At 45.9% G+C, this 23,114-nt stretch carries 19 protein-coding genes, 2 tRNA genes and 1 riboswitch; of the genes, 15 read left to right on the forward strand and 6 right to left on the reverse strand.

Translation table 11 applies throughout. From position 1 onward, the window contains the following. Positions 1–173 precede the first annotated feature (173 nt). The 6 genes from CIK89_RS08835 (at position 174) to CIK89_RS08860 (ending at position 6,650) form a co-directional block, all read left to right on the forward strand. On the forward strand, positions 174–2,849 hold the full coding sequence (locus tag CIK89_RS08835) for a calcium-translocating P-type ATPase, PMCA-type (protein ID WP_094391012.1): 2,676 nt from the start codon (positions 174–176) through the stop codon (positions 2,847–2,849). A 16-nt stretch (positions 2,850–2,865) separates the two neighbouring features. After that, on the forward strand, positions 2,866–3,612 hold the full coding sequence (locus CIK89_RS08840) for a peptidylprolyl isomerase (RefSeq protein WP_371593384.1): 747 nt from the start codon (positions 2,866–2,868) through the stop codon (positions 3,610–3,612). Between the two features lie 7 nt (positions 3,613–3,619). Continuing rightward, positions 3,620–4,612 carry an NAD(P)-dependent oxidoreductase gene (locus CIK89_RS08845; protein WP_094391014.1) on the forward strand — a complete coding sequence of 331 codons (993 nt, stop codon included), beginning with the start codon at positions 3,620–3,622 and terminating at the stop codon, positions 4,610–4,612. Further along, complete coding sequence (locus CIK89_RS08850) at positions 4,603–5,595, forward strand: phosphatase PAP2 family protein (protein WP_094391015.1); 993 nt, start codon at positions 4,603–4,605, stop codon at positions 5,593–5,595. The genes CIK89_RS08845 and CIK89_RS08850 overlap by 10 nt, the downstream gene beginning before the upstream one ends. Positions 5,596–5,735: 140 nt before the next feature. Further along, entirely contained in the window at positions 5,736–6,203 is a 468-nt protein-coding gene (gene greA / locus CIK89_RS08855) for a transcription elongation factor GreA (RefSeq protein WP_094391016.1), read from the forward strand. Between the two features lie 54 nt (positions 6,204–6,257). Further along, positions 6,258–6,650, forward strand: a complete 393-nt coding sequence (locus tag CIK89_RS08860) for an HIT family protein (protein WP_094391037.1) — start codon at positions 6,258–6,260, stop codon at positions 6,648–6,650. A 13-nt stretch (positions 6,651–6,663) separates the two neighbouring features. On the opposite strand, the gene CIK89_RS08865 is transcribed toward CIK89_RS08860, so the two are convergent. Further along, entirely contained in the window at positions 6,664–7,752 is a 1,089-nt protein-coding gene (locus tag CIK89_RS08865; protein WP_094391017.1) for a mannose-1-phosphate guanylyltransferase, read from the reverse strand. 146 nt (positions 7,753–7,898) lie between these two features. On the opposite strand from CIK89_RS08865, the gene CIK89_RS08870 reads away from it, so the two are divergent. Further along, positions 7,899–7,980 (forward strand) — tRNA-Leu (locus tag CIK89_RS08870). 469 nt (positions 7,981–8,449) lie between these two features. Next, positions 8,450–8,689 (forward strand): hypothetical protein, encoded by a 240-nt coding sequence (locus CIK89_RS08875; RefSeq protein WP_094391018.1) that lies wholly within the window; start codon positions 8,450–8,452, stop codon positions 8,687–8,689. A gap of 457 nt (positions 8,690–9,146) precedes the next feature. Here the strand turns inward: CIK89_RS08875 and CIK89_RS08880 are convergent, their stop codons facing one another. Beyond that, on the reverse strand, positions 9,147–9,686 hold the full coding sequence (locus CIK89_RS08880; RefSeq protein ID WP_094391019.1) for a TrmH family RNA methyltransferase: 540 nt from the start codon (positions 9,684–9,686) through the stop codon (positions 9,147–9,149). Between the two features lie 413 nt (positions 9,687–10,099). Here CIK89_RS08880 and nadA point away from each other — a divergent pair, with 413 nt between their 5' ends. Both nadA and CIK89_RS08890 read left to right on the forward strand, forming a co-directional pair. Then, positions 10,100–11,089 carry a quinolinate synthase NadA gene (gene nadA, locus CIK89_RS08885; protein WP_094391020.1) on the forward strand — a complete coding sequence of 330 codons (990 nt, stop codon included), beginning with the start codon at positions 10,100–10,102 and terminating at the stop codon, positions 11,087–11,089. A gap of 141 nt (positions 11,090–11,230) precedes the next feature. Then, positions 11,231–11,315, forward strand: a tRNA-Leu gene (locus CIK89_RS08890). A gap of 240 nt (positions 11,316–11,555) precedes the next feature. Here the strand turns inward: CIK89_RS08890 and CIK89_RS08895 are convergent. From CIK89_RS08895 to dapF, 3 genes are all read right to left on the reverse strand, one after another. Next, complete coding sequence (locus tag CIK89_RS08895) at positions 11,556–13,745, reverse strand: glutamine synthetase III (protein ID WP_094391021.1); 2,190 nt, start codon at positions 13,743–13,745, stop codon at positions 11,556–11,558. A 69-nt stretch (positions 13,746–13,814) separates the two neighbouring features. Further along, entirely contained in the window at positions 13,815–15,044 is a 1,230-nt protein-coding gene (locus CIK89_RS08900) for an LL-diaminopimelate aminotransferase (protein ID WP_094391022.1), read from the reverse strand. Between the two features lie 33 nt (positions 15,045–15,077). Next, positions 15,078–15,953 (reverse strand): diaminopimelate epimerase, encoded by an 876-nt coding sequence (gene dapF, locus CIK89_RS08905; protein ID WP_094391023.1) that lies wholly within the window; start codon positions 15,951–15,953, stop codon positions 15,078–15,080. 335 nt (positions 15,954–16,288) lie between these two features. Here dapF and CIK89_RS08910 point away from each other — a divergent pair, with 335 nt between their 5' ends. The 4 genes from CIK89_RS08910 to asnB all read left to right on the forward strand — a co-directional run bounded on the left by CIK89_RS08910 (position 16,289) and on the right by asnB (position 20,454). Beyond that, positions 16,289–16,636, forward strand: a complete 348-nt coding sequence (locus CIK89_RS08910; RefSeq protein WP_094391024.1) for a P-II family nitrogen regulator — start codon at positions 16,289–16,291, stop codon at positions 16,634–16,636. Between the two features lie 74 nt (positions 16,637–16,710). Beyond that, on the forward strand, positions 16,711–17,964 hold the full coding sequence (locus CIK89_RS08915) for an ammonium transporter (protein ID WP_094391025.1): 1,254 nt from the start codon (positions 16,711–16,713) through the stop codon (positions 17,962–17,964). Between the two features lie 47 nt (positions 17,965–18,011). After that, positions 18,012–18,719, forward strand: a complete 708-nt coding sequence (locus CIK89_RS08920; protein WP_094391026.1) for a hypothetical protein — start codon at positions 18,012–18,014, stop codon at positions 18,717–18,719. A gap of 70 nt (positions 18,720–18,789) precedes the next feature. Then, positions 18,790–20,454 (forward strand): asparagine synthase B, encoded by a 1,665-nt coding sequence (gene asnB, locus CIK89_RS08925; RefSeq protein ID WP_094391027.1) that lies wholly within the window; start codon positions 18,790–18,792, stop codon positions 20,452–20,454. A gap of 707 nt (positions 20,455–21,161) precedes the next feature. Here asnB and CIK89_RS08930 read toward each other — a convergent pair. Then, on the reverse strand, positions 21,162–22,460 hold the full coding sequence (locus CIK89_RS08930) for a cobyrinate a,c-diamide synthase (protein WP_094391028.1): 1,299 nt from the start codon (positions 22,458–22,460) through the stop codon (positions 21,162–21,164). Between the two features lie 80 nt (positions 22,461–22,540). Further along, positions 22,541–22,735: riboswitch (cobalamin riboswitch) on the forward strand. 85 nt (positions 22,736–22,820) lie between these two features. On the opposite strand from CIK89_RS08930, the gene CIK89_RS08935 reads away from it, so the two are divergent. Continuing rightward, a complete protein-coding gene (locus CIK89_RS08935) occupies positions 22,821–23,024 on the forward strand; it encodes a hypothetical protein (protein WP_144007387.1) in 204 nt (67 codons plus the stop codon). Positions 23,025–23,114: the final 90 nt, after the last annotated feature.

The following is a 23,114-nucleotide window of genomic DNA, read 5'->3' on the forward strand; positions in this document are numbered from 1 at the left end:
ACGTATCTGCAATGTGATATAGTTCAAAGGGTTACACCATGTCAAAATATGATAAAAAATAGGAACACCACGAAGAATATATCTGTTTTTTCTTTGTTTTCCGATTGCTTAATCGTAACTTTGCAAACTGATTGTCGTAAGGTAACGACTGCACTGCATTTACAAAAGCATACATGACACAGAAACAACAATATACAGGACTGACACCGCAACAAGTGGCAGAGAACCGAAAAAAGTATGGGGAAAACATACTGACCCCACCAGAAAAGGATCCTTTGTGGCGGCAGTTTCTGGAAAAATTTCGCGAACCACTCATCATAATCCTACTCGTTGCAGGATTATTGTCAGTGGGAATAGCATGCTACGAACACTACGGACTCGACAAAGGAGGCGAAGTTTTCTTCGAACCCGTAGGCATCTTTGTGGCTATCATGCTGGCTACAGGACTCTCTTTCTACTTTGAATGGCAAGCCAACAAAGAGTTTGCTATACTCAACCACGTAAACGATGATGAACCCGTGGAGGTGATCAGACAGGGAAACACTACCATGATACCGCGACGCGAACTGGTGGTCGAGGATGTGGTGGTGCTCAACACAGGCATGGAAGTGCCTGCCGATGCCGTCTTGCTGACTTCCACATCGCTGCAAATCGACGAATCGACACTGACGGGCGAACCCATCTGCCACAAAAGTGAACGTCCGGAAGAGGCTGACCCCGATGCCACCTACCCCACCAACCAAGTGATGAAGGGCACGAAAGTAATGGAGGGACATGCCATCTGTCGCGTCACGGCAGTGGGCGACCATACCGCACAAGGCAAGGTGTTTGAGGCTGTACAGATAGACAACAGCATACGTACACCACTCGACGAACAGCTCGGACAACTGGGAAAATGGATCACCGTCGTCAGCTATATCGTGGCTACAGGTATTGTAGTGGGAAGAATCGTGGCATATCTCACTGCCATGGACCATTTTCAGTGGATCGACTTCACCGCTTATATGCTGCAAACCTTCATGATTGCAGTGACGCTGATCGTGGTATCGGTACCCGAAGGACTACCCATGACCGTCACACTGTGTCTGGCCTACAGTATGCGACGCATGCTGAAAAGCAATAATTTGGTGCGCAAGATGCATGCCTGCGAAACTATGGGAGCTACCACTGTCGTCTGTACCGACAAGACTGGAACATTGACGGAAAATCAAATGCGGGTGGATGAGATGAAGCTGTATGGCACTACAGATGCCGACATCGTAGCGGAAGGACTCGCTGTCAATGCTACTGCATCGCTCGACTATGCGAAAAGTGGCGAACCTGCCGTATTGGGAAACCCCACTGAGGGAGCATTGCTACTATGGCTACACAGCCAAGGCAACGACTATCGCACCATCAGACTGCAGACCACAACACTGGCAGAACTGCCTTTCTCTACCGAACATAAATTCATGGCTACGGTTGTGGAGTCGGTTGCCCGTAAAGGACAACGCATACTCTATGTGAAAGGTGCACCGGAAATCGTCTTTGCCATGTGTCAGACAGCTGACGTGGAACGCAGAGAGATAGACCAACAACTGGCTGTCTATCAGCAACGCGCCATGCGCACACTGGGATTTGCCTATCAGATACTCGAACCTGGAGCACCCCTCCCCATTGTCAATCATAAGCTACAGGCATCCTGTCTGCATTTCATAGGCATTGCAGCCATAGCAGACCCCGTCAGAAGCGATGTGCCACAAGCCATCAACGAATGTATGGAGGCGGGCATTAAAGTCAAGATCGTGACTGGCGACACGCCGGGTACTGCTCGCGAGATAGCACGACAAATAGGACTGTGGAACGATCACGACACCGACCAAAGCATCATTACGGGACCTGAATTTGAAGCGCTTTCCGATGAAGAGGTGCGCCTACGTGTGGAGCAACTGAAAATCATAGCACGCGCACGACCTATGGACAAACGCCGACTGGTAGAAGCATTGCAGAAGAACGGAGAGGTGGTGGCAGTCACTGGCGACGGTACCAACGATGCCCCTGCACTGCGCGCTGCCCACGTGGGACTGTCGATGGGCGACGGAACGAGTGTTGCCAAAGAGGCCAGCGACATCACTATCATCGACAATTCATTCTCCAGCATAGGCAAAGCGGTCATGTGGGGACGGTCGCTCTACCAGAATATTCAGCGCTTTCTACTGTTCCAACTCACAGTAAACGTCACCGCTTGCCTCCTTGTGCTATTCGGTGCGTTCATGGATACTGAGTCGCCACTCACCGTGACACAGATGCTTTGGATCAATCTCATTATGGATACGTTTGCTGCCATGGCTTTGGCATCACTCCCACCATCACACGCTGTGATGAAAGATAAACCACGCAACAGGTATAAATCCATTCTGACCAAGGAAATGCTAAGAGAGATTGTGGGCGTAGGACTGTTCTTCTTCCTACTGCTGCTCACCATGCTCTTTGCTTTCCAACATACCGACATCACCTCGCTGACAGACTTTCTGCAACTGCAACTCAGCAATAAACGACATATCAGCGCTTACGAACTCACATTGCTGTTTACCGTTTTTGTCATGACACACTTCTTCTACCTCTTCAACGCAAGGGCATTCGGAAGTCATCGCAGTGCATTGCATTTCAAAGGGTGTAAGGGCTTGATCACTATCGTGGTCATCATCTTCGTAGGACAAGTGGCAATGGTTGAGACACCGGGCTTCCAAAAGTTCTTCAACGTGGTCAGTCTCCGATGGACTGACTGGCTCATTATCATCGCAGGATCGTCGCTCGTACTATGGATAAGAGAGGCGTGGAACCTGTTGGTAACACAAAAAAGAATATAAAAACAAGAAATAGATTATGGCAAAAGTTAGAATAAACACCTCAGAGGGCAGTATCACTGTGCGCCTCTACGACGAGACTCCAAAGCATCGCGACAACTTCCTGAAGTTGGCCAGAGAGGGATTCTTCAACGGAACGCTCTTTCATCGTGTCATCAAAGACTTCATGATTCAGGGCGGAGACCCTGACAGCAAAGGCGCACCTGCTGGCAAAATGCTCGGTACGGGTGGGCCCGGATATACCATTCCCGCTGAATTTGCATATCCACAGTGCTTCCATAAGCGTGGCGCACTTAGTGCTGCGCGACTCGGCGATGAGGTAAATCCTGAAAAAGAAAGCAGCGGAAGCCAGTTCTACATCGTCTGGGGAAAGACTTACAAACCTCAAGAGCTCCGACAAATGGAGCGACAAATGGCTATGCAACAAGAGCAAAACGTATTTAACCAACTGGCACGACAGAACCACGAACGCATCATGGAACTCAGACGCAACCGCGACCGCGAGGCACTCATGGCGCTGCAAGACCAACTCATAGCACAAACAAAACAACAATGTAAGGACATGGGACTGCCTACCTTTACCCAAGAACAGACCAATGCCTATACTACCGTGGGCGGAACTCCGTTCCTCGACGGACAATACACCGTGTTTGGCGAAGTGGAAGAAGGACTCGACGTGGTGGAAAAAATACAAAACACAGAGACACTGCGCGGTGACCGTCCTAAAAACGACGTGACCATGACGGTGGAAATCATCAACGAATAAACTAAAAATGAAGATTCTCATCACTGGAGCCAGTGGTTTCATCGGCTCGTTTATCGTGGAGGAAGCTATCAGACAGGGCTTCGAAACATGGGCGGCTATACGCCGTTCGAGTTCGAAGGACTATCTGCAAGACCCACGCATACACTTCATAGAACTCGACCTTTCATCGGAAAGCAAACTGGTGGAACAGTTGCAAAACTGCTCGTTCGACTATGTAGTGCATGCTGCCGGTGCCACCAAGTGTCTCAACAAAGCCGACTTTGCACGCATCAATACCGAGGGTACCAAGAATTTGGTTACTGCACTGCGCATCCTACAAATGCCTATACAGCGCTTTGTGTTCATCAGCAGCCTCAGTATCATGGGTGCTATACGCGAAAAACTGCCTTATCAGGAAATCTGCGAAACCGACACACCACAGCCCAACACGGCTTATGGCAAAAGTAAACTGCAAGCAGAGCAATGGCTCGACACACAGAAAGACTTCCCATACACCATCCTCAGACCTACCGGTGTGTATGGCCCAAGGGAAAAAGACTACTTCCTGCAGTTTAAAAGCATTAAGGGACACACCGATTTCGCAGTAGGCCACCAACGACAAGATATCACCTTTGTCTATGTCAGCGATGTGGTACAGGCGGTTTTCCTGGCTTTGGAGAAAGGCAAAACAGGCCGCAGATACTTCCTGTCAGACGGTGAAGTGTATCAGTCGGCAGACTTCAGCAACCTCATACATGAGGCATTGGGACGCCCTTGGTGGATTCGCATCACTGCACCGATATGGCTTTTACGCATCGTTACAACATGCGGCGAATGGATCGGACATATCACCGGAAAGGTTACAGCACTTAACAACGACAAGTTTAACATACTCAAGCAACGCAACTGGCGCTGTGACATCACTCCTGCCATCAATGAACTGGGCTACAAACCACAGGTGAAACTGAAGGAAGGTGTGCGCAAAAGCGTGGAATGGTATCAAGCAAAGGGATGGCTATAAACATGCATACACCGAAATTCCTTATCAGACTGGTGGCACATGACAGTCACCCCACACGAGGACTGTTGGCTGTAGAGTGGGCTATGATGCTCTATCTGCTGTTTACACTGGCACTCATGGCATGTCTCTGGCCGCGCATCCAACAGCCTGCACCCATGCTCATAGGACGATTGGCAATGGTCATCGGGGTATTGCTGGCATGGATTATTTATCAATGGAAACCGTGTCGCATCACCCATTTGGCACGAATACTGCTGCAACTCGGACTCCTCTCATGGTGGTATCCCGATACCTATGAGATCAATAAACTATTGCCCAACTACGATCCATACTTTGCGGCGGCTGATCAATGGCTGTTCGGATGCCAACCCGCACTGCTCTTTTCACAGTGGATGCCGCAACATTGGTGGTCGGAACTCATGCATCTGGGGTACGCCAGTTATTATCCGCTGATGGTGGCAGTAAGCCTTTACTACTTCTGCTGCCGCTACGAGCGATTTGCAAGAGCCACTTTCGTACTGCTGACATCGTTTTTTGTCTATTACGTCATCTTCGATGTCGTGCCGGTTACTGGTCCGCAATACTACTATCTGGCAGCCGGAACAGACCAGATCGGCGCCGGGGTGTTCCCTGAAATAGGACAATGGTTTATCAACCACACCGAGTCACTGCCCATACCGGGGTGGTCTGACGGTTTTTGCTACCATCTGGTGGCTGCCGCACACGCAGCAGGAGAACGCCCAACAGCGGCATTTCCCAGTAGTCACGTAGGTGTGACAACCATTCTCATGCTATTGGCTTGGAAGAGTGGAAGCCGCAAACTGCTATGGAGCGTAACACCTTTCTATATATTAATGTGTATGGCTACCGTCTATATCCAAGCACACTACGCCATCGATGTGATTGGCGGATGGGTCAGCGGTGTCATCTTCTATTTCGCTTTGGACGGATTTTATCGGAAAAATTTGGAAAGTAGGAAATAAATGCCTAACTTTGCAAACGATAACGAGACACAGTAGAAAAAGGGGATTCCGACATGAGCATAGTCGGAATTCTTTATTTTTTTTGCATCTCGTGAAGTTATATTACAAGAAAACAGAAACCTTTTAAAACAAGAACAATTATGGCTTATATGTCACAAGAAGGCTATGACAACCTCATAGCTGAATTGCAGCGATTGGAAAGTATTGAGCGACCAAAGGCCTCTGCAGCAATCGCCGAAGCCCGCGACAAGGGCGATTTAAGTGAAAACAGTGAGTATGATGCTGCCAAAGAAGCACAGGCACATCTGGAAGACAAAATCAACAAATTAAAATCTACCATTGCCGAAGCTAAAATTATCGATACTTCACGACTCAGCACCGACTCGGTACAGATTCTGACCAAGGTGGAAATGACCAATATCATCACCAAAGCCAAGATGACCTATACCATTGTCAGCGAGAATGAAGCTGATTTGCGCGCTGGAAAAATATCTATCCAGACTCCTATCGCACAAGGACTTTTGGGCAAAAAGGTTGGCGACGAAGTGGAAATCAAAATACCACGCGGCACCATCAAACTGCGCATTGAGAACATCTCTATAGCCTAATATCCAAACAAAAAGGCCACAGAGAAGGGTTAAACCATATTAATACAAATGCTTATGGACATCTTTTCAAAGATTGCAGCTGGTGAAATTCCAAGCTACAAATGTGCAGAGAACGATGAGTTCTATGCCTTTCTCGACATCAATCCACTGGTGAAAGGCCACACACTGGTGATTCCCCGCCGTGAAGTGGATTACTTCTTTGACATGGACGATGAGGAGTTGGCACGCTACCAGAAGTTTGCCAAGCGTGTTGCAGCAGCTATCAAGCGCGCTTTCCCCTGTCGCAAAGTGGCACAGGTGGTGCTCGGTCTTGAAGTACCACACGCCCACATCCACCTCATTCCAATGCAGAGTGAGGCTGATGCAGACTTCCGTAGAGAGAAACTGAAACTCTCTGAGGAGGAATTTCAGGCTATTGCCGATAAGATTCTAAATGAGTTTAAGTAGATTTCAGACCGTCTTAAACAAACTCATCACCGTATTTCATCTGCACTTCGTTCACATATTTGCGAACCAGTGCAGATGAATCTCCTTTCTTACAGATAAGCAATACATTGTCTTCCTCGGCCACAATATAGCCGTCGAGACCGCTGACAATACCCAAACGACCTTTAGGAAGCTTGATAACATTATTGTGCGACTCATCCAATATCACTTCCGAATCGACCACCACGTTATCTCCTTCACCACGACTTCTACATTCATAGATGGCATGCCAAGTACCTAAATCTGCCCAACCGAAGTTGCCGTGCATCACGCAAACCTCGTCACAGCGCTCTAACACACCTCGGTCGATGGAGAGATTGGCATAGGAAGGATAGTTCTCGCTTACAAATTCCAACTCATCCTCTAAGGTGAAGTTGGGACGCACAGCATCCAAACGCTTCATCACATCGGGGAACAGCTGTCGGAAACAACTGTTCAGATAGTGTCCGTTGGCTTGTATAAGACCTGTGTTCCATAGAAATTCACCGCTTTCCATAAACACTTTGGCGAAGTCGCGATCGGGTTTTTCGGTAAAAGACTTCACACGGAAGACCTCTGTAGCGCCTTCCATCGCATCACCCATCTGTATGTAACCATAGCCAGGTTCTGGACGTGTGGGAGTGATGCCTATGGTGAGCAGCGCCTGATGATGCTCCACAAAGCGGAAACCTTCCTCTATATTATGTTGGAAAGCCTCTTCGTTGAGCACAAACTGATCGCTCGGCGTAATCACCACATTGGCATCGGCACACTGACGGCATATGCGCATGTTGGCCCACAATACAGCCGGAGCAGTGCCGCGACTTACTGGTTCTGCCAAAATGTTGTCGACATTCATGTCGGGCAATTGTTCTTTCACCAATTCGACATACTCTTTAGCAGTTGTGATGAAAATATTTTCTTGTGGTAATATCTTGGTGAAGCGGTCGTAGGTCTGTTGCAACTGTGTGCGACCAGAGCCAAAGAAATCTATAAACTGTTTTGGGTTTGTCTCTCTGCTACAGGGCCAAAGTCTTCTGCCTTTGCCTCCTGCGAGAATGATGCAATATTGTTTGTTGTCCATGTTATAGGCTTTAAAGGAACTATTTTACGGTACGAAGTTAGTCAATTTCTGCATATTGAACAAAAAAATCAATCATTTTTAATAATTTTTCTCCTTTCATAAACAGATATTCAAAGAAATTTTGTAACTTTGCACTCGCTAAATAAGCCCAGATGGCGGAATCGGTAGACGCGCTGGTCTCAAACACCAGTGGGGAAACCCATCCCGGTTCGAGCCCGGGTCTGGGTACAGCAGAGCGGCTAAGCGTTGGTTTTCAACGCTTAGCCGCTACTTTTTTTTATGAACTAAAAAGTATTGCCGCAGGATGTGTTGACAGTGGTTGCAACTTGTTTGAAAGCAATACTGATACTAAAGGAAGTGTTGCTTCCGGTTGTACAAACGTTGGCTGTTACCTTTTTACTAACCAAAAACACCACTAAGCAATCATATCAACATACAATAATAAACTTTCTTCATTTTCATAGATCTATTAATTATATAAAATTTTTGCAGACGCAAAAATCCAAGAGCGGTATTACAATCGTGTGATAATCGTATAAATATGGTGTTAAAGGTTAAACCCGAAGTGTTCCACCTATTATATATATACGAACCATTGATGCTGAAAAATGATGTTCATCCTTTCTCCATAAGATAGAAATCGAGCTGTAACACCATATCTATACTTTTACAGCCGAAAAAAAAATCCATATCGGATATGAACAGACTGAAGATTGTTTTGATAACAACAGTATTGGACACATCAATACTATATGCCCAACAAACACAACTCAAACGCATAACAGTAGTATCGGATGTACACCTGATGGCACCATCGCTCTTACGACACAAAGGATCAGCATTCGACAGCTACATCGCAAACGACAGGAAAATGCTTGTGGAAAGTACTGAACTATTAGATTCTGTGAGCAACAGCCTGGCCAACTGTCAGCCGTAAGTTGGTGGTCGATGGGTGGTCGAACTTTCAGACATCGACCACCACCTAAAGTTCTATATGATAGCGTGATGCACACTTTGGTGGTCGAGTGGTCGAAATTTTCTTGAAAACTAAAATAACTGTACACGTTAAGCGGTGATGTCCATTCGCCTACGACTTTATTCGAATTCGGTCATTATATTACATGCATGACCATGGATTATTATATTTCTAATGACCGATTTGTGACTAATATCTTTTAACTGAAAGTTGTATCGATAAAGCTTATCTAATACTTTTTGGGTGCAAAGATATGAGATGTATGTTTCAAAGATGTGATAGAAGTATGAATATGAAGTTAAAAATCAGTTGATTACCGATGTTATCCACAAAGTTATCAACCTATAAGTATCTATACCCGTTAACACCTATATATTGGTTTAGAAACAAACAGATATGGCGGAGCGATTACAGCAAACTATTCTGGTTTCAAAACGAGCGATTCTGCAAACTTATAAATAATGATGCCTGCCGTGACAGATACGTTCATGGAGTGTTTGGTGCCCAATTGAGGAATTTCCAAACAACCGTTGCTGGCATCAACAACCTCCTGATGAACACCTTTTACCTCGTTTCCTAATACCACAGCATAACGCTTCGAAGGATCAGGAACGAAATGCTGCAGCTTGGTAGAATGTTCCACTTGTTCCACCGACAACACCTCGTAACCATCGTTCTTCAAAGCATTGACAGCCTCAAATGCCGTCTTGTAGTATCGCCAATCCACAGACTCTTCTGCGCCAAGCGCCGTCTTATGAATCTCAGTGGCAGGCGGTGTCTGACAAATGCCACAAAGACAAACAGCCTCTACCCTAAACGTATCAGCCGTACGAAATACACTACCTATATTATACATAGAGCGGACGTCGTCAAGGACAACCACTAAAGGCAGCTTTTCCGACTTCTTGTATTCCTCAATACTCAGTCGCTGCATCTCTATCGTGCGTATCTTTCTCATAGTTGGCGACAAAATTACAAATAAAAAACGATAATACAAATTATTGTGGATAACTATGTTGATAACCGTGTGGATAACGTGTTAATTATCCACTAATATCCACAACGACATTTCTGGTATATGGATATCCACAGGTTTATACAGTTGTTTTTAGCAACTTTTCCACGCAATTATGATGAAAAAAGATATAAACTTATTAAATTTGCACCAAAATACGGAATTGTGGATAAGTTATTCAGTGGTCTAAAAATCAGCACTTAACTATCAACACCTATTGTGGATAGTGTGTGACCACAAGTTGATAACGAAAAAAGCAAAATATCAATAAGAAAGTTTTGCACTTATCAACAGGCTATTATCATACACATTTCTATTTTAAAATTAAAATAAAAAATAAATAATATAATATTGTGATGTTGAAAAACGAATGGATAAAACAAGGATTCATTGATGAACCTATTGCTGACGGCACCGATCTGAAAAAAGAAATAAGACGGTTGGCGAAGGAGAAGAATGCCTTGATTCTGGCACATTACTACACTCGTGGCGAAATACAAGAGGTAGCCGATTTCATTGGTGACTCGTTGGCTTTGGCGCGTAAGGCAGCCGAAACCGATGCCGACATGATAGTGATGTGTGGTGTTCACTTCATGGCTGAAACCTGTAAGATACTCTCTCCTGAGAAGAAAGTGCTTTGTCCTGATGTGACAGCAGGCTGTTCGTTGGCTGATTCATGCCGTGCAGAAGATCTCAAGAAATATAAAGAGGAGCATCCAGGTTATCAGGTTATCAGTTATGTGAATACCACTGCCGCAGTCAAGGCATTGACCGATGTGGTGGTGACCAGTGGCAATGCCAAGAAAATAGTTGATACCTTTCCTGCCGATGCAAAGTTGATATTTGGTCCAGATTATAACTTAGGATCGTATATCAATTCAGTTACGGGTCGTAACATGCTTCTATGGAATGGCGGTTGTCATGTACACGAGCGTTTCTCGGTAGCAGAAATTGCCAAACTGAAAGCCGATCATCCCAAAGCCCTGGTATTAGCACACCCCGAATGTAAGGGTCCTGTGCTTGCTGTAGCCGATGTAGTGGGTTCTACGGCAGTTCTTTTGAAGTATGCGGTAGAACACCCAGAGCAAGAATACATCGTGGCTACAGAGTCTGGAATACTGCATGAGATGCAGCGCCAGTGTCCCACCACCATGTTCTATCCCGTACCTCCAGAGGTTAGTGAAGGCGGATTGGGTTGTTCGTGCAATGAGTGTGACTATATGAAGAAGAACACTTTAGAGAAGATCTATCATACCCTTCGTCACGAATGGCCTACCGTAGAGGTGGATGAAGCCACAGCTCGCGATGCCGTGAAGCCTATTGAGCGTATGTTAGCATTGAGTTAATGCGTGGAAATAATGGTGATAGGCGGTGCTAAAGCCATAGTTCTTCGCCATTTTCTATGTGTGATAAAAAAAGAAAATAACAATTTCTTTTGTATTCTGCTTAGTTATTCGTACCTTTGCAGGCGAATTCCAAATTCCACTGCCGCGATGGTGGAATGGTAGACACGAGGGACTTAAAATCCCTTGGCCAGTAATGGCTGTGCGGGTTCGAGTCCCGCTCGCGGCACGTTTGGATAAGACAAGCCCCGTCGATGTTTCAGTTTTGAAACAACGGCGGGGCTTGCTTTTGTAGGATGGGAAGTAGGGATTTCCCGCATGAGAATATTTTGGAACGTTGGTCTTGCTATTGCTATAGATATAAAAAATGAGGGCCCGATACTTCACAGCATCGAACCCTGCGCAAACTTCAAACAACCAAAAAAAGAAATAGATTTGTTGTTATTGATGTCTATTCATCAGTCTTATATTAGCGGATGAACAATAGTTCACGATATTTAGGCAATGGCCAGCAGGTATCATCAACAATCAGTTCGAGTTTATCAATCTGATATCTGATGGTGTCCATCTTTGGTTCTATCGTGTCATGATATGCAATAGCCTTTTCATGTTCATCGGCAATTTTGTTTGCAACCTTTCTTGCGTTGACAAGTTCTTCTACGCCTTTCTCGATAGTTGATGTGCGTTCAGCAATTTCCTCTATGATTTTAATGTTGCGTGCTGATAGTTTATCAGCTTTGTCAACAGGGAAAATGGCGCGCATATTCTGTACATTATCGAGCAATTTACTCTGGTACTGAGTAGCTACAGGTATGATATGGTTCATAGAAAGATCGCCCAGAACACGTGCTTCAATCTGTATTTTCTTGGTGTATGTTTCCCATTTCACCTCATTTCTGGCTTCCAGTTCCTTCTTACTCATCACGCCGAGTTTCTCAAACATCTCTATACTTGCCTTGTCGAGATAGCGCTCAAAGATCTTCGGGCATGATTTTTCCACGTCAAGACCACGTTTGGTAGCCTCTTCAATCCATTCGTCACTATATCCATTGCCATCGAATCGGATAGGTTTGCAGGTTTTAATATCCTCACGCAATACTTCCACAATAGCGCTGGTCTTATCTTCACCTTTTTCAATGAGAGCGTCAACGCGCTTCTTGAAATTAACCAAAGCTTCAGCAACTGCCGCATTCAGTGCAATCATGGCTGATGCACAGTTGGCTTCAGAACCAACAGCACGGAATTCAAATCTGTTACCTGTGAATGCAAAAGGCGATGTACGGTTGCGGTCTGTGTTATCGATAAGCAGTTCAGGAATTTCCGGAATATCGAGTTTCATACCCTGTTTTCCAGCCATAGTAAATAGATCGTCCTTGTCTGCGAGTTCGATATGGTCGAGCAGTTCGGTCAACTGTTTGCCCAAGAATGATGAAATGATGGCAGGGGGCGCCTCGTTTGCACCCAGACGGTGTGCATTAGTAGCACTCATGATAGAAGCTTTGATCAGTCCGTTGTGCTTATAAACACCCATCAGTGTCTCTACGATGAAGGTCACGAAGCGCAGATTAGCCTCCGCAGTCTTACCAGGAGCATGCAACAATACGCCATTGTCGGTAGATAAGCTCCAGTTGTTGTGTTTACCAGAACCGTTGATGCCATCGAAAGGTTTCTCGTGCAGCAGAGCGCGGAATCCATGTTTGCGAGCTACGCGCTTCATCAACGACATGAGCAACATATTGTGATCGACAGCGAGATTAGTCTCTTCGAATATAGGAGCTACTTCAAACTGGTTAGGTGCTACTTCGTTATGTCTTGTCTTGCATGGAATTCCCAGTTCAAGAGCCTGCATTTCCAAGTCGCGCATAAATGCTGCAACACGCTCAGGAATAGATCCGAAGTAGTGATCATCCATTTGCTGGTTCTTTGCAGAATCGTGTCCCATCAGTGTACGTCCAGTGAGCAAGAGGTCTGGTCGAGCCGAATAGAGTCCCTCATCAACGAGGAAATACTCCTGTTCCCATCCCAAGTTAGATGTGACCTTCTTGACTGTTGGGTCAAAATAATGGCACACATCAGTAGCAGCCACGTTTACTGCATGCAATGCGCGTAGCAGTGGAGCCTTATAGTCGAGTGCTTCACCAGTGTAAGAGATGAAGATGGTCGGGATACACAACGTATCATCGATGATAAACACAGGGCTTGTAGGATCCCATGCAGAGTATCCTCTTGCTTCGAAAGTAGCACGTATGCCACCTGAAGGGAATGATGATGCATCAGGTTCCTGCTGCACAAGGAGTTTTCCGGAAAACTCTTCTACCATTCCACCTTTACCGTCATGCTCTATAAACGAGTCATGTTTCTCTGCTGTGCCCTCTGTCAAAGGCTGGAACCAGTGTGTGTAATGAGTTACGCCATTCTCTTTAGCCCACTGTATCATACCTGCAGCCACAGCGTCAGCTACTTTTCTATCGAGTCTAGCACCGTTGTCTATGACATCAATCATTTTTTCATAGACATCTTTCGGCAGGTACTTATACATTTTCTCGCGGTTGAATACCTTTTTACCGAAATACTCATACGGTCTTTCCGATGGAGCTTTAACGTCGAGTGGCTTTTTCTGAAAAGCCTCTTCCACGACCTGAAATCTTAAATTTGCCATAATCACTGTGTTTTTATTTTGTGTTTGTGTTTTTGTTATTTTGTGTCTGTGTTGTCTGTTATATTGTTGTTACTTCAACCAGTTTTCTATACGTAGCAGTGCTTCGTCGGTTTTCTCTTGTTGTCCGAAGGCAGTCAGACGAATATATCCCTCGCCACTTGGACCGAATCCCACACCTGGTGTACATACCACATGAGCATCGTATAGCATCTGTTCGAAGAATCTCCAGCTCCCTTCTCCATTTGGTGTTTTCACCCAGAGGTATGGTGCGTTTTCACCTCCATATACTTCCAGTCCGAGTTTAGTGAGTGTCTCCTTCATTTTATGTGCATTGCGCATATAGTAGCTGATGGTTTCTTTCACCTGTTCCTTACCTTCTTGTGTATAGATAGCCTGTGCAGCTCTTTGGCTCAGATAACTTGTTCCGTTGAATTTTGTGCATTGTCTTCTGTACCAAAGGTGGTTCAGTGGAATGCGTTCACCCGTCAGTGTTGACGCTGTAATATCTTTCGGCACCACGGTATAACCACATCTTACACCGGTAAATCCAGCTGTTTTCGAATAGCTATGAAATTCTATAGCACATTTTCTTGCACCTCTTATCTCGTAAATAGAGTGTGGTATAGAGTCATCTTGAATATATGCTTCATACGCCGCATCGTAGAATATGATCGCATCGTTTTTTAATGCGTAGTTTACCCACTTTTTCAATTCCTCCTTAGGAAGTACCGTACCCGTTGGGTTGTTAGGATAGCAGAGGTAAATGATATCTACTCTTTTGTTAGGAATCTGTGGTATAAATCCGTTTTCAGCCGTGCATGGCATGTATAAAACATTTGACCATCGTCCGTTTTCCACTACCCCAGCTCTTCCGATCATTACGTTGGAGTCGATATATACAGGATAGATAGGATCTGTCACACCGATGCTGTTGTCCCATCTCACCAGTTCCTGTATGTTTCCTGTATCGCTTTTAGCACCGTCGTTGATGAATATCTCGTTGATATCGAGATGTATTCCGCGAGGCAGAAAATCGTTTTTCAGGATGGCTTCACGCAGGAAGTCGTAGCCTTGTTCCGGTCCGTAGCCTCTAAACGTGGCTTGTGTAGCCATTTCATCAGCTGCGTGGTGTATGGCTTCCACTACTGCTGGACACAGTGGTTGAGTAACATCACCGATGCCGAGCGATATGATGTCGGACTTTGGGTGCATCGTCTTGAAGGCATTCACCTTTTTGGCGATGTCAGCGAACAAGTAATTGTTCGGCAATTTGAGAAAGTGTTCGTTTACTAATGCCATATCTTTGGTTGTTTTAAAAGTTGTCGTTTGTATTCAATTGGTGGGCGGTTCTCCGTCTGGAAGTTCTATTTCTCCTTCGAAAACAAATTCCGCCGGCCCTGTCATATATATATGGTTGTTGGTTTCGTCCCATTTGATAGTGACGTTGCCGCCGTCCATTTCAATGACCGACTCTCTTCCTTTTCTTCCAGTGAGTGCTGCTGCAACCGCTGTAGCACATGCCCCTGTTCCGCACGCCATGGTAATTCCGCTTCCGCGTTCCCATACTCTCATTCTGATATGTCCGTTATCCATGACTTGTGCAAATTCTATATTGCATCTTTCAGGAAAAGCCTCATGGTGTTCCAGTATATTTCCTATTCGTGCAATGTCTATTTGATTCAGTTTTTCTGTGAAGATGACGAAGTGTGGATTGCCCATTGACACGAATGTTCCGGGCCAATCCTCTCCGTCTGCTGTTAAGGTGATTAGTTGTTCCGACCGATTGTCTGAACCTATAAACTGCCTTGTGTTGTACAGTTTAGGTTCTGACATATCCACTGTGACACTGCACACTCTCTCATGGGCAACGTTCAGATGTAATGTCTTAATGCCCGATTTTGTCAACAGTCGGATATCGGTCTTATGGGTTATCCCTTTTTCGTAGAGGTATTTACCAATACATCTTGATGCGTTTCCACACATCATCGCCTCGCTTCCATCAGCGTTGAATATTCTCATGGAATAGTCGGCTTCAGGCATATCCACCTCACCGATGAGCACCAGTCCATCGCTTCCGATGCCTGTATGAGGCTTGCTCCATACTCTGGCAGCCTCTTCAGGGTTGGCTATATTATATAATAAGGTATTGACGTAAATATAGTCATTACCAGCCCCCTGCATCTTTGTGAAATGAACTTTAGCTTTCATCATGCTAATCTTTTTGCCTTTTTTAATTGCTTAATGTCTTATTTCTGGTGCAAAGATACGTCGATTTGATAGTATTTGCAAGTTTATTGCAAGTTTATTTGATAACTTTTTGTGTTATTTTGTTAATTTGAAAGCAAATAGGCTATATTGCTTTCAAATTGTAAGTAACTACAATAAAAACTATAATAAATGCAAACAAAACTAATATTTTATTTTCTTATTGATATAAATATCATTGTTTTACTTACTTTTTGCACTAATTTTGCATCCGAAACAATACAGTTTATTATCAATACGACATATTAATATAATTAGTAACATTAAAGGTTAAAGTTATGAAAAAGATTGAAGCAATCATCCGCAAAACAAAATTTGAGGAGGTGAAGAGTGCTTTGCTCTCTTCCGACATCGACTGGTTTGAGTACCACGACGTACACGGAATAGGTCAGAGCAGGCAGGAGCGCATTTATCGTGGTGTTCAGTATAACACCGATGTGATAGAGCGTGTAGCGCTAACCATCGTGTGTCGTGAAATGTTTGTCGAACCAACCATCAAAGTCATATTAAATGTAGCCCATACCGGAGAGATTGGTGATGGTCGTATTTTCCTCAGTGAGGTTATCGACACCTATTCTATCCGTACAGGTGAGAACGGCGACACGGTTTTGCGCGATAAGAAATAGTCTGGTTGCGTAATATTGAAACACAACAAGAGAAACGGATAACACAATAACACAAACACAAAATTTAGAAGATTATGAATGAAGTAGGAATTTCTCTCGATACCGTATGGATGTTGTTAGCTGCCATGCTCGTATTTTGGATGCAGCCCGGTTTTGCGCTGTGTGAAGCAGGTTTCACCCGCAGTAAGAACACTGCCAATATTCTGTTTAAGAACTTTGTCGATTTCATGCTTGGTTCGGTATTGTTCTTTTTCGTAGGTTTTGGCTTTATGTTTGGCTCCGATGGCGCTGGTTTCATCGGTGCTCCCAACTGGGGCGACCTTTCTTTTTATAAGAGTGATCTGCCTGTAGAGGGTTTCTTGATGTTTGAAACAGTCTTTTGTGCCACTTCCGCCACTATTGTCAGCGGTGCCATGGCCGAGCGCACAAAGTTCTCTATGTATATAGTCTATAGCTTTTTCATCTCTCTGATTATTTATCCTGTGGAAGGCCATTGGACTTGGGGAGGTGGATGGTTGTGCAACGACGCAGCCGAAAGCTTTATGATGACCACTTTCGGACATGTGTTCCATGATTTTGCAGGTTCAGCCATTGTTCATAGTGTAGGTGGTGTGCTGGCATTGATTGGTGCTATTGCCCTCGGTCCCCGTCGCGGCAAGTATGATGCAAACGGCAAGAGCCGTGCCATTCCTGGTCATTCACTCATCTTGGCAGCCCTCGGTGTATTCATCTTGTGGATGGGTTGGTTTGGTTTCAACCCTGGTTCTCAGTTGGCAGCAACGGGTGAAGTAAACCGCATCGCTATCTCTCACGTCTTCCTGACTACCAATCTTGCAGCCGCCTGCGGTGGTATCGCCACGATGTTTGTTACTTGGATGAAGTATGGCAAACCTTCATTCTCACTGACCCTCAACGGTGTATTGGCAGGATTGGTAGGTATTACTGCTGGTTGCGATGCTGTTGATGCTTGGGGTGCCATTATCATCGGTTTGGTTTGTGGCATAGTTCTTGTATATGCTATTGAGTTCATCGACCGGAAACTTCACATTGACGACCCTGTAGGTGCTTCTTCTGTACACGGTGTATGTGGTATATTGGGAACATTGATGACTGGTCTGTTCTCTGTCAGCGAAGGACTTTTCTACGGTCATGGCTGGGGATTCCTCGGTGCCGAAGCCTTCGGTATACTGATAATCGACCTTTGGGCAGCAGTCACTGGTGTCATTCTGTTCTACTCTATTAAGAAGATTCACGGTCTGCGCGTCAGTGCCCGTATTGAAGATGAAGGTCTTGACATCTACGAACACGGTGAGACTTGCTACAACTGATCCTCTCTCTTGAGAGATCACAACAATAGTATTAATCAATAAAAAACATGAAGACGATGAAAAAGAATGTATTGCTTATATCGGTAGGACTGCTTTTTGCAGTCGCTACCGCCCATGCACAGGACAAAGTAGAAACCACTTTATCTGCCGATGTAGTAAACCATTATATCTGGCGTGGTACTGATTGCGGCAATGTAAGTATTCAGCCCACCTTGGGTGTTGCCTATAAAGGCCTGAGTCTTTCGGCTTGGGGAAGTGTCGGACTCGATAAAGACGACAACAAAGAACTCGACCTTACTGCCAGTTACAGTGTAGGTGGATTCTCTATCGGTGTCACCGATTATTGGTTTAATACCCCCGAAAAGCGTTATTTCTACTATAACGCCCATGGCACCAGCCATATCTTTGAAGGATATGTGAGCTACGATTTCGGTCCTGTTTCAGCAGCTTGGTACACCAATTTTGCAGGCAACGACGGTGTCAACAAAGACGGTGACCGTGCCTATTCATCTTATTTCGAAGTCAACGCCCCGTTTAAGTTGGGCGGTGTAGATTGGACAGCCACAGCCGGTGCGGTGCCTTTTGCCACCACCACTTACAACACTTCAGGTTTTGCGGTTACCAATCTTGCCCTCAAAGCCTCTAAAGACATTCAGATCACCGACCACTTCACCCTGCCTATCTTCGGTCAGGTGGTGGCCAATCCCAGTGATCAGAAAGCCTATTTCGTGTTTGGATTCACCCTGCAGCCCTAAGTGGCTGCAGGCTAATCCAGCCACTCCCCTATCCTAACCTCAACGCAAACATAAAAACAACAATATCATCATGTGTGGAATAGTAGCCATCTTCCATGTGGAAGAACAAACGCAAGCCCTTCGCGACAAGGCCTTGCGCATGAGTCAGAAAATACGTCATCGTGGTCCAGACTGGAGCGGTATCTATTGTGGAGGCCATGCCATTCTCGCCCACGAACGTTTGTCTATCGTCGATCCTGAGTCAGGTCAGCAACCTCTTTATAGTCCCGATCGCTGCCAAGTGCTTGCCGTCAATGGCGAGATCTATAATCATAAGGACCTTCGCGAGCGCTATAAGGATCAATATCAATTTCAAACCGGTTCCGATTGCGAGGTTATTTTAGCCTTATATCGTGACCGTGGCATCGATTTCCTTGAAGAATTGAATGGCATATTCGCTTTCGCACTCTACGACGAAACGCGCGATGAGTTTCTCATCGCCCGCGATCCGATAGGTGTCATCCCTCTTTATATCGGCTATGATGCCGATGGCAAGGTCTATGTAGCCTCTGAATTGAAGGCGCTTGAAGGTCAGTGCGACCACTACGAACCATTTCTGCCAGGCCATTACTACTGGAGTGGCGAGGGAAAGATGCATCGGTATTACCATCGTGATTGGATGGATTACGACCAAGTGAAGGACAATAAGGCCAGTGTGACTGCTATCCATGACGGTCTTGAAGCCGCTGTACGCCGCCAACTGATGAGCGATGTACCCTACGGCGTGTTGCTCAGCGGTGGTCTTGATAGCAGTATCATCTCAGCCGTAGCCGAGAAATATGCCGATATGCGTATTGAAGACGACAGTAAGACCAAAGCCTATTGGCCCCGTCTTCATAGTTTTGCCGTTGGATTGAAGGGAGCGCCCGACCTTGCCAAAGCCCGTTTGGTGGCCGACCACATAGGCACTGTCCACCATGAAATCAACTATACCATTCAAGAAGGCCTTGATGCCATCCGCGATGTCATCTATTTCATTGAGACGTATGATGTCACTACCGTACGTGCTTCTACTCCGATGTATCTCCTTGCCCGTGTCATCAAGTCGATGGGCATTAAGATGGTACTCTCTGGCGAAGGAGCCGATGAGATATTCGGCGGTTATCTCTATTTCCACAAAGCGCCCGATGCGCGTGCTTTCCATGAAGAAACGGTGCGCAAGCTCTCTAAGCTTTATCTCTACGACTGCCTCCGTGCCAACAAGAGTCTTGCTGCATGGGGTGTGGAAGGTCGTGTACCATTCCTCGACAAAGAGTTTCTCGACATCGCTATGCGCACCAATCCTGAGGCAAAACTCTGTCCCGGCATGATGATGGAGAAGAAGATTTTGCGTCAAGCCTTTGCAGATATGTTGCCCGATGAAGTGGCATGGCGCCAGAAGGAGCAGTTCTCCGATGGTGTGGGCTACTCGTGGATCGACACGCTGAAAGCCGTTACCGCAGCCGCTGTGACCGACGAACAGATGGCACATGCCGCCGAGCGCTTCCCCATCAATACGCCACAGAATAAGGAAGAGTACTACTATCGCAGCATTTTTGCTGAGCATTTCCCTTCCGATAGTGCAGCTCGCAGTGTTCCAAGTGTGCCAAGCGTGGCATGCAGCACTGCCGAAGCATTGGCATGGGACCGTTCGTTCCAACATCTGAACGACCCCAGTGGTCGTGCTGTGAAGGGTGTTCACGAGCAGGCATATTAAGTCTGTGTTTTCTCCAGCCGATGTTTTTATGCTGGCAACAATGTCAGGTAGTAGTACTTTCTACAGTTTTTCAACTCCAAACAGTTGATATCCCCTACTCTTTTCAGTCTCCGACAAACAGCGTGTCGGAGACTGTTTTTCTTTCATTCCGCATCACTTCTCAGCCGTAGCTGACAGTTGTTTCAGTAGACAGTGGGTTGCGTATCGTCCTGATACCCTGTTTTTCAGTGGTTTTTTGATATGGTGTAACCTATTGGTATATAGAAGATTAAATACCTATAAGCGTCATGTAGTTCAGCAAACTCAATGAATTTGCTGACCAATTTCAATGAATTTGCTGAGGAAATTCAATGAATTTGCTGACCAAACTCATTGAAATTGCATAGTCATCAACGTCACTCAGCATCATTGAGAACGTCATTCAGCATCATTGAGAACGTCATTCAACGTCATCGAGAACGTCATTCAGCATGGCTGCAAACGTCATGTAGTTGAGCAAAACAAATTGATTTGCCGAGGAAAACAAATTGATTTGCTGAGGAAAACAAATTGATTTGCTGAGGAAAACAAATTGATTTGCTGAGGAAAACAAATTGATTTGCTGAGGAAAGTATGTTGAAAAGTGTTGAAACGTACATTATATCAGTACGTTATGCTTATTGTGTAGCAGTGGCAACAAAGGTCTTTTGTCCTACTGTGGTTTATTGTCATTTGCCAAAGAACGGCACTTCGTCCTGCCAATACAAGTGGGTATAGCTCGCCACCACATTGCCTTCGATGATAAACGGCGAAGGCGTTTGCTCATTGCGAGCGTTGAACACATCGGCGCCGGAGTGGGGCAGTGGCGGCAAAAACTGGGAGTAATGAAACTCATGACCGCGATATTCCTTCTCTCCAACTGTCACGCGGCGATAGCCTAAAGATAGTTTTCGGTCGCTCTTTCGGCTGCCAATAGAGTAGGGCAGTACGCCACACATCTCATAAGTACCTTCGTCGCTGACGATATCCTTGCAGAGATACATCATGCCGCCACACTCCGCCAGTATCTTTCCGCCACTGATGGCATAGCGGCGTATGCTCGCTCTGGTTTGTTGGGCGCGTTGCAATGCCTCTAAATGCTGTTCGGGATAGCCTCCCGGCAGATAGAGTAGGGTGGTGTCCGCCGGTATCGGCTGATTGTCTTCAGGATTGAAAAAGGTAACCCTGCCCAAGCGTTGCAGTAAATCGATATGGTGCTGATAGACAAACGAAAACGAATCGTCGTTGCGAGCCACTACGATGTGGCAGTCTGATAGTGGTCTATCGGTGTGATGGTCGATAGTTTCCTGCGGTCTCTCGCCACTTGTCAGCAGCAACAACCGGTCTATATCCACATGCTGTTCCACAAGGTCTGCCATCTCGTCCATATCCGTGGTACGACTAAAGTCCAGTCCCAAATAGCGCGACGAAGCCTCCGCTTGTCGCTGTCGCGGTACACATCCCAGACACACCAACCCTGCATCGGCTGCCGCCTCACGCAGCATGAGGTCGTGGCGTGGACTTCCCACCTTATTGAATATAACACCCTTGACATGGACATCGGCATCGTAACGCGCCAAACCCTGTAGCAGTGGTGCCACCGAATAGCCCGTATGGCTGGCATCCACCACCAGTATTACCGGCAAATGGAGTGTGGCTGCCACGTGTGCCGCACTGCCTTGCTGGCGCTGAAAGCCGTCGAAAAGTCCCATCATGCCCTCCACCACACATATATCGGCATCGCGCGATGCCTCAGAGTAGATAGCCTTCACGTGCGAATCTGTCGCCATGAAGAGGTCGAGGTTGTATGACGATCGGTGGCACGCCATACCGTGATATTTTGTATCGATATAGTCGGGACCGCACTTAAACGGTTGCACCACCCTGCCGCGACGCACCAGCGCCGCCATCATACCAATGGAAATGGTGGTCTTGCCCGACCCAGATGCCGGTGCCGCTATTAGAAATTGGGCGAAAGTATGCTTCATGGGTGCGAAATTACAAAAAAGGAGAATAATAATCCGATTTTTCTATGATTTTTTTGCCATATAACATAAAATGACTACATTTGCACCCGGAAAGAAAAGGCAATCAACGGCAGATGCCGTATGATGCAAGGGAATCCGGTGAAAGACCGGAGCTGTACCTGCAGCTGTAATCCCCCTTTGAAGCAAGTTTGTCAGTATAACGCCACTGAGGCAACTCGGGAAGGTATGACAGACTGGGGAGAGCCAGAAGACCTGCCTTATATGTTCTATCTCGGGCAAACGCCCAGACAAGACATTGCGCCCTCAGGATTAAGGGTTGACAATTTCCTATTTTATTTTAGAATGAATTATAAGGGTATTATGACTTGCAGAAACATTGCGGGTCTGCTACTTGCTATAGTAGTGTGTCCGCCGGTTTTAGCACAGAAAACCATTGAGAGCAAGGAGTCGCTGCAAGAGGTTGTGGTGACAGGAACTGGTACGCGCCACTTGTTGAAAGATGCTCCGGTACAGACCGAAGTCATCAAGGCTCACCCGATAAACCTAGGGGGGAATATTCTTTGATTCTACAGAAAATTTATATCTTTGCACCATGAACAATCAAGGACTATTAGCATTGGCACAGTTAATTCTGCCATCAGAGATACTTTCAAA

It is taken from the genome of Prevotella sp. P4-119 (assembly GCF_002251345.1).
Lineage (GTDB): Bacteria > Bacteroidota > Bacteroidia > Bacteroidales > Bacteroidaceae > Prevotella.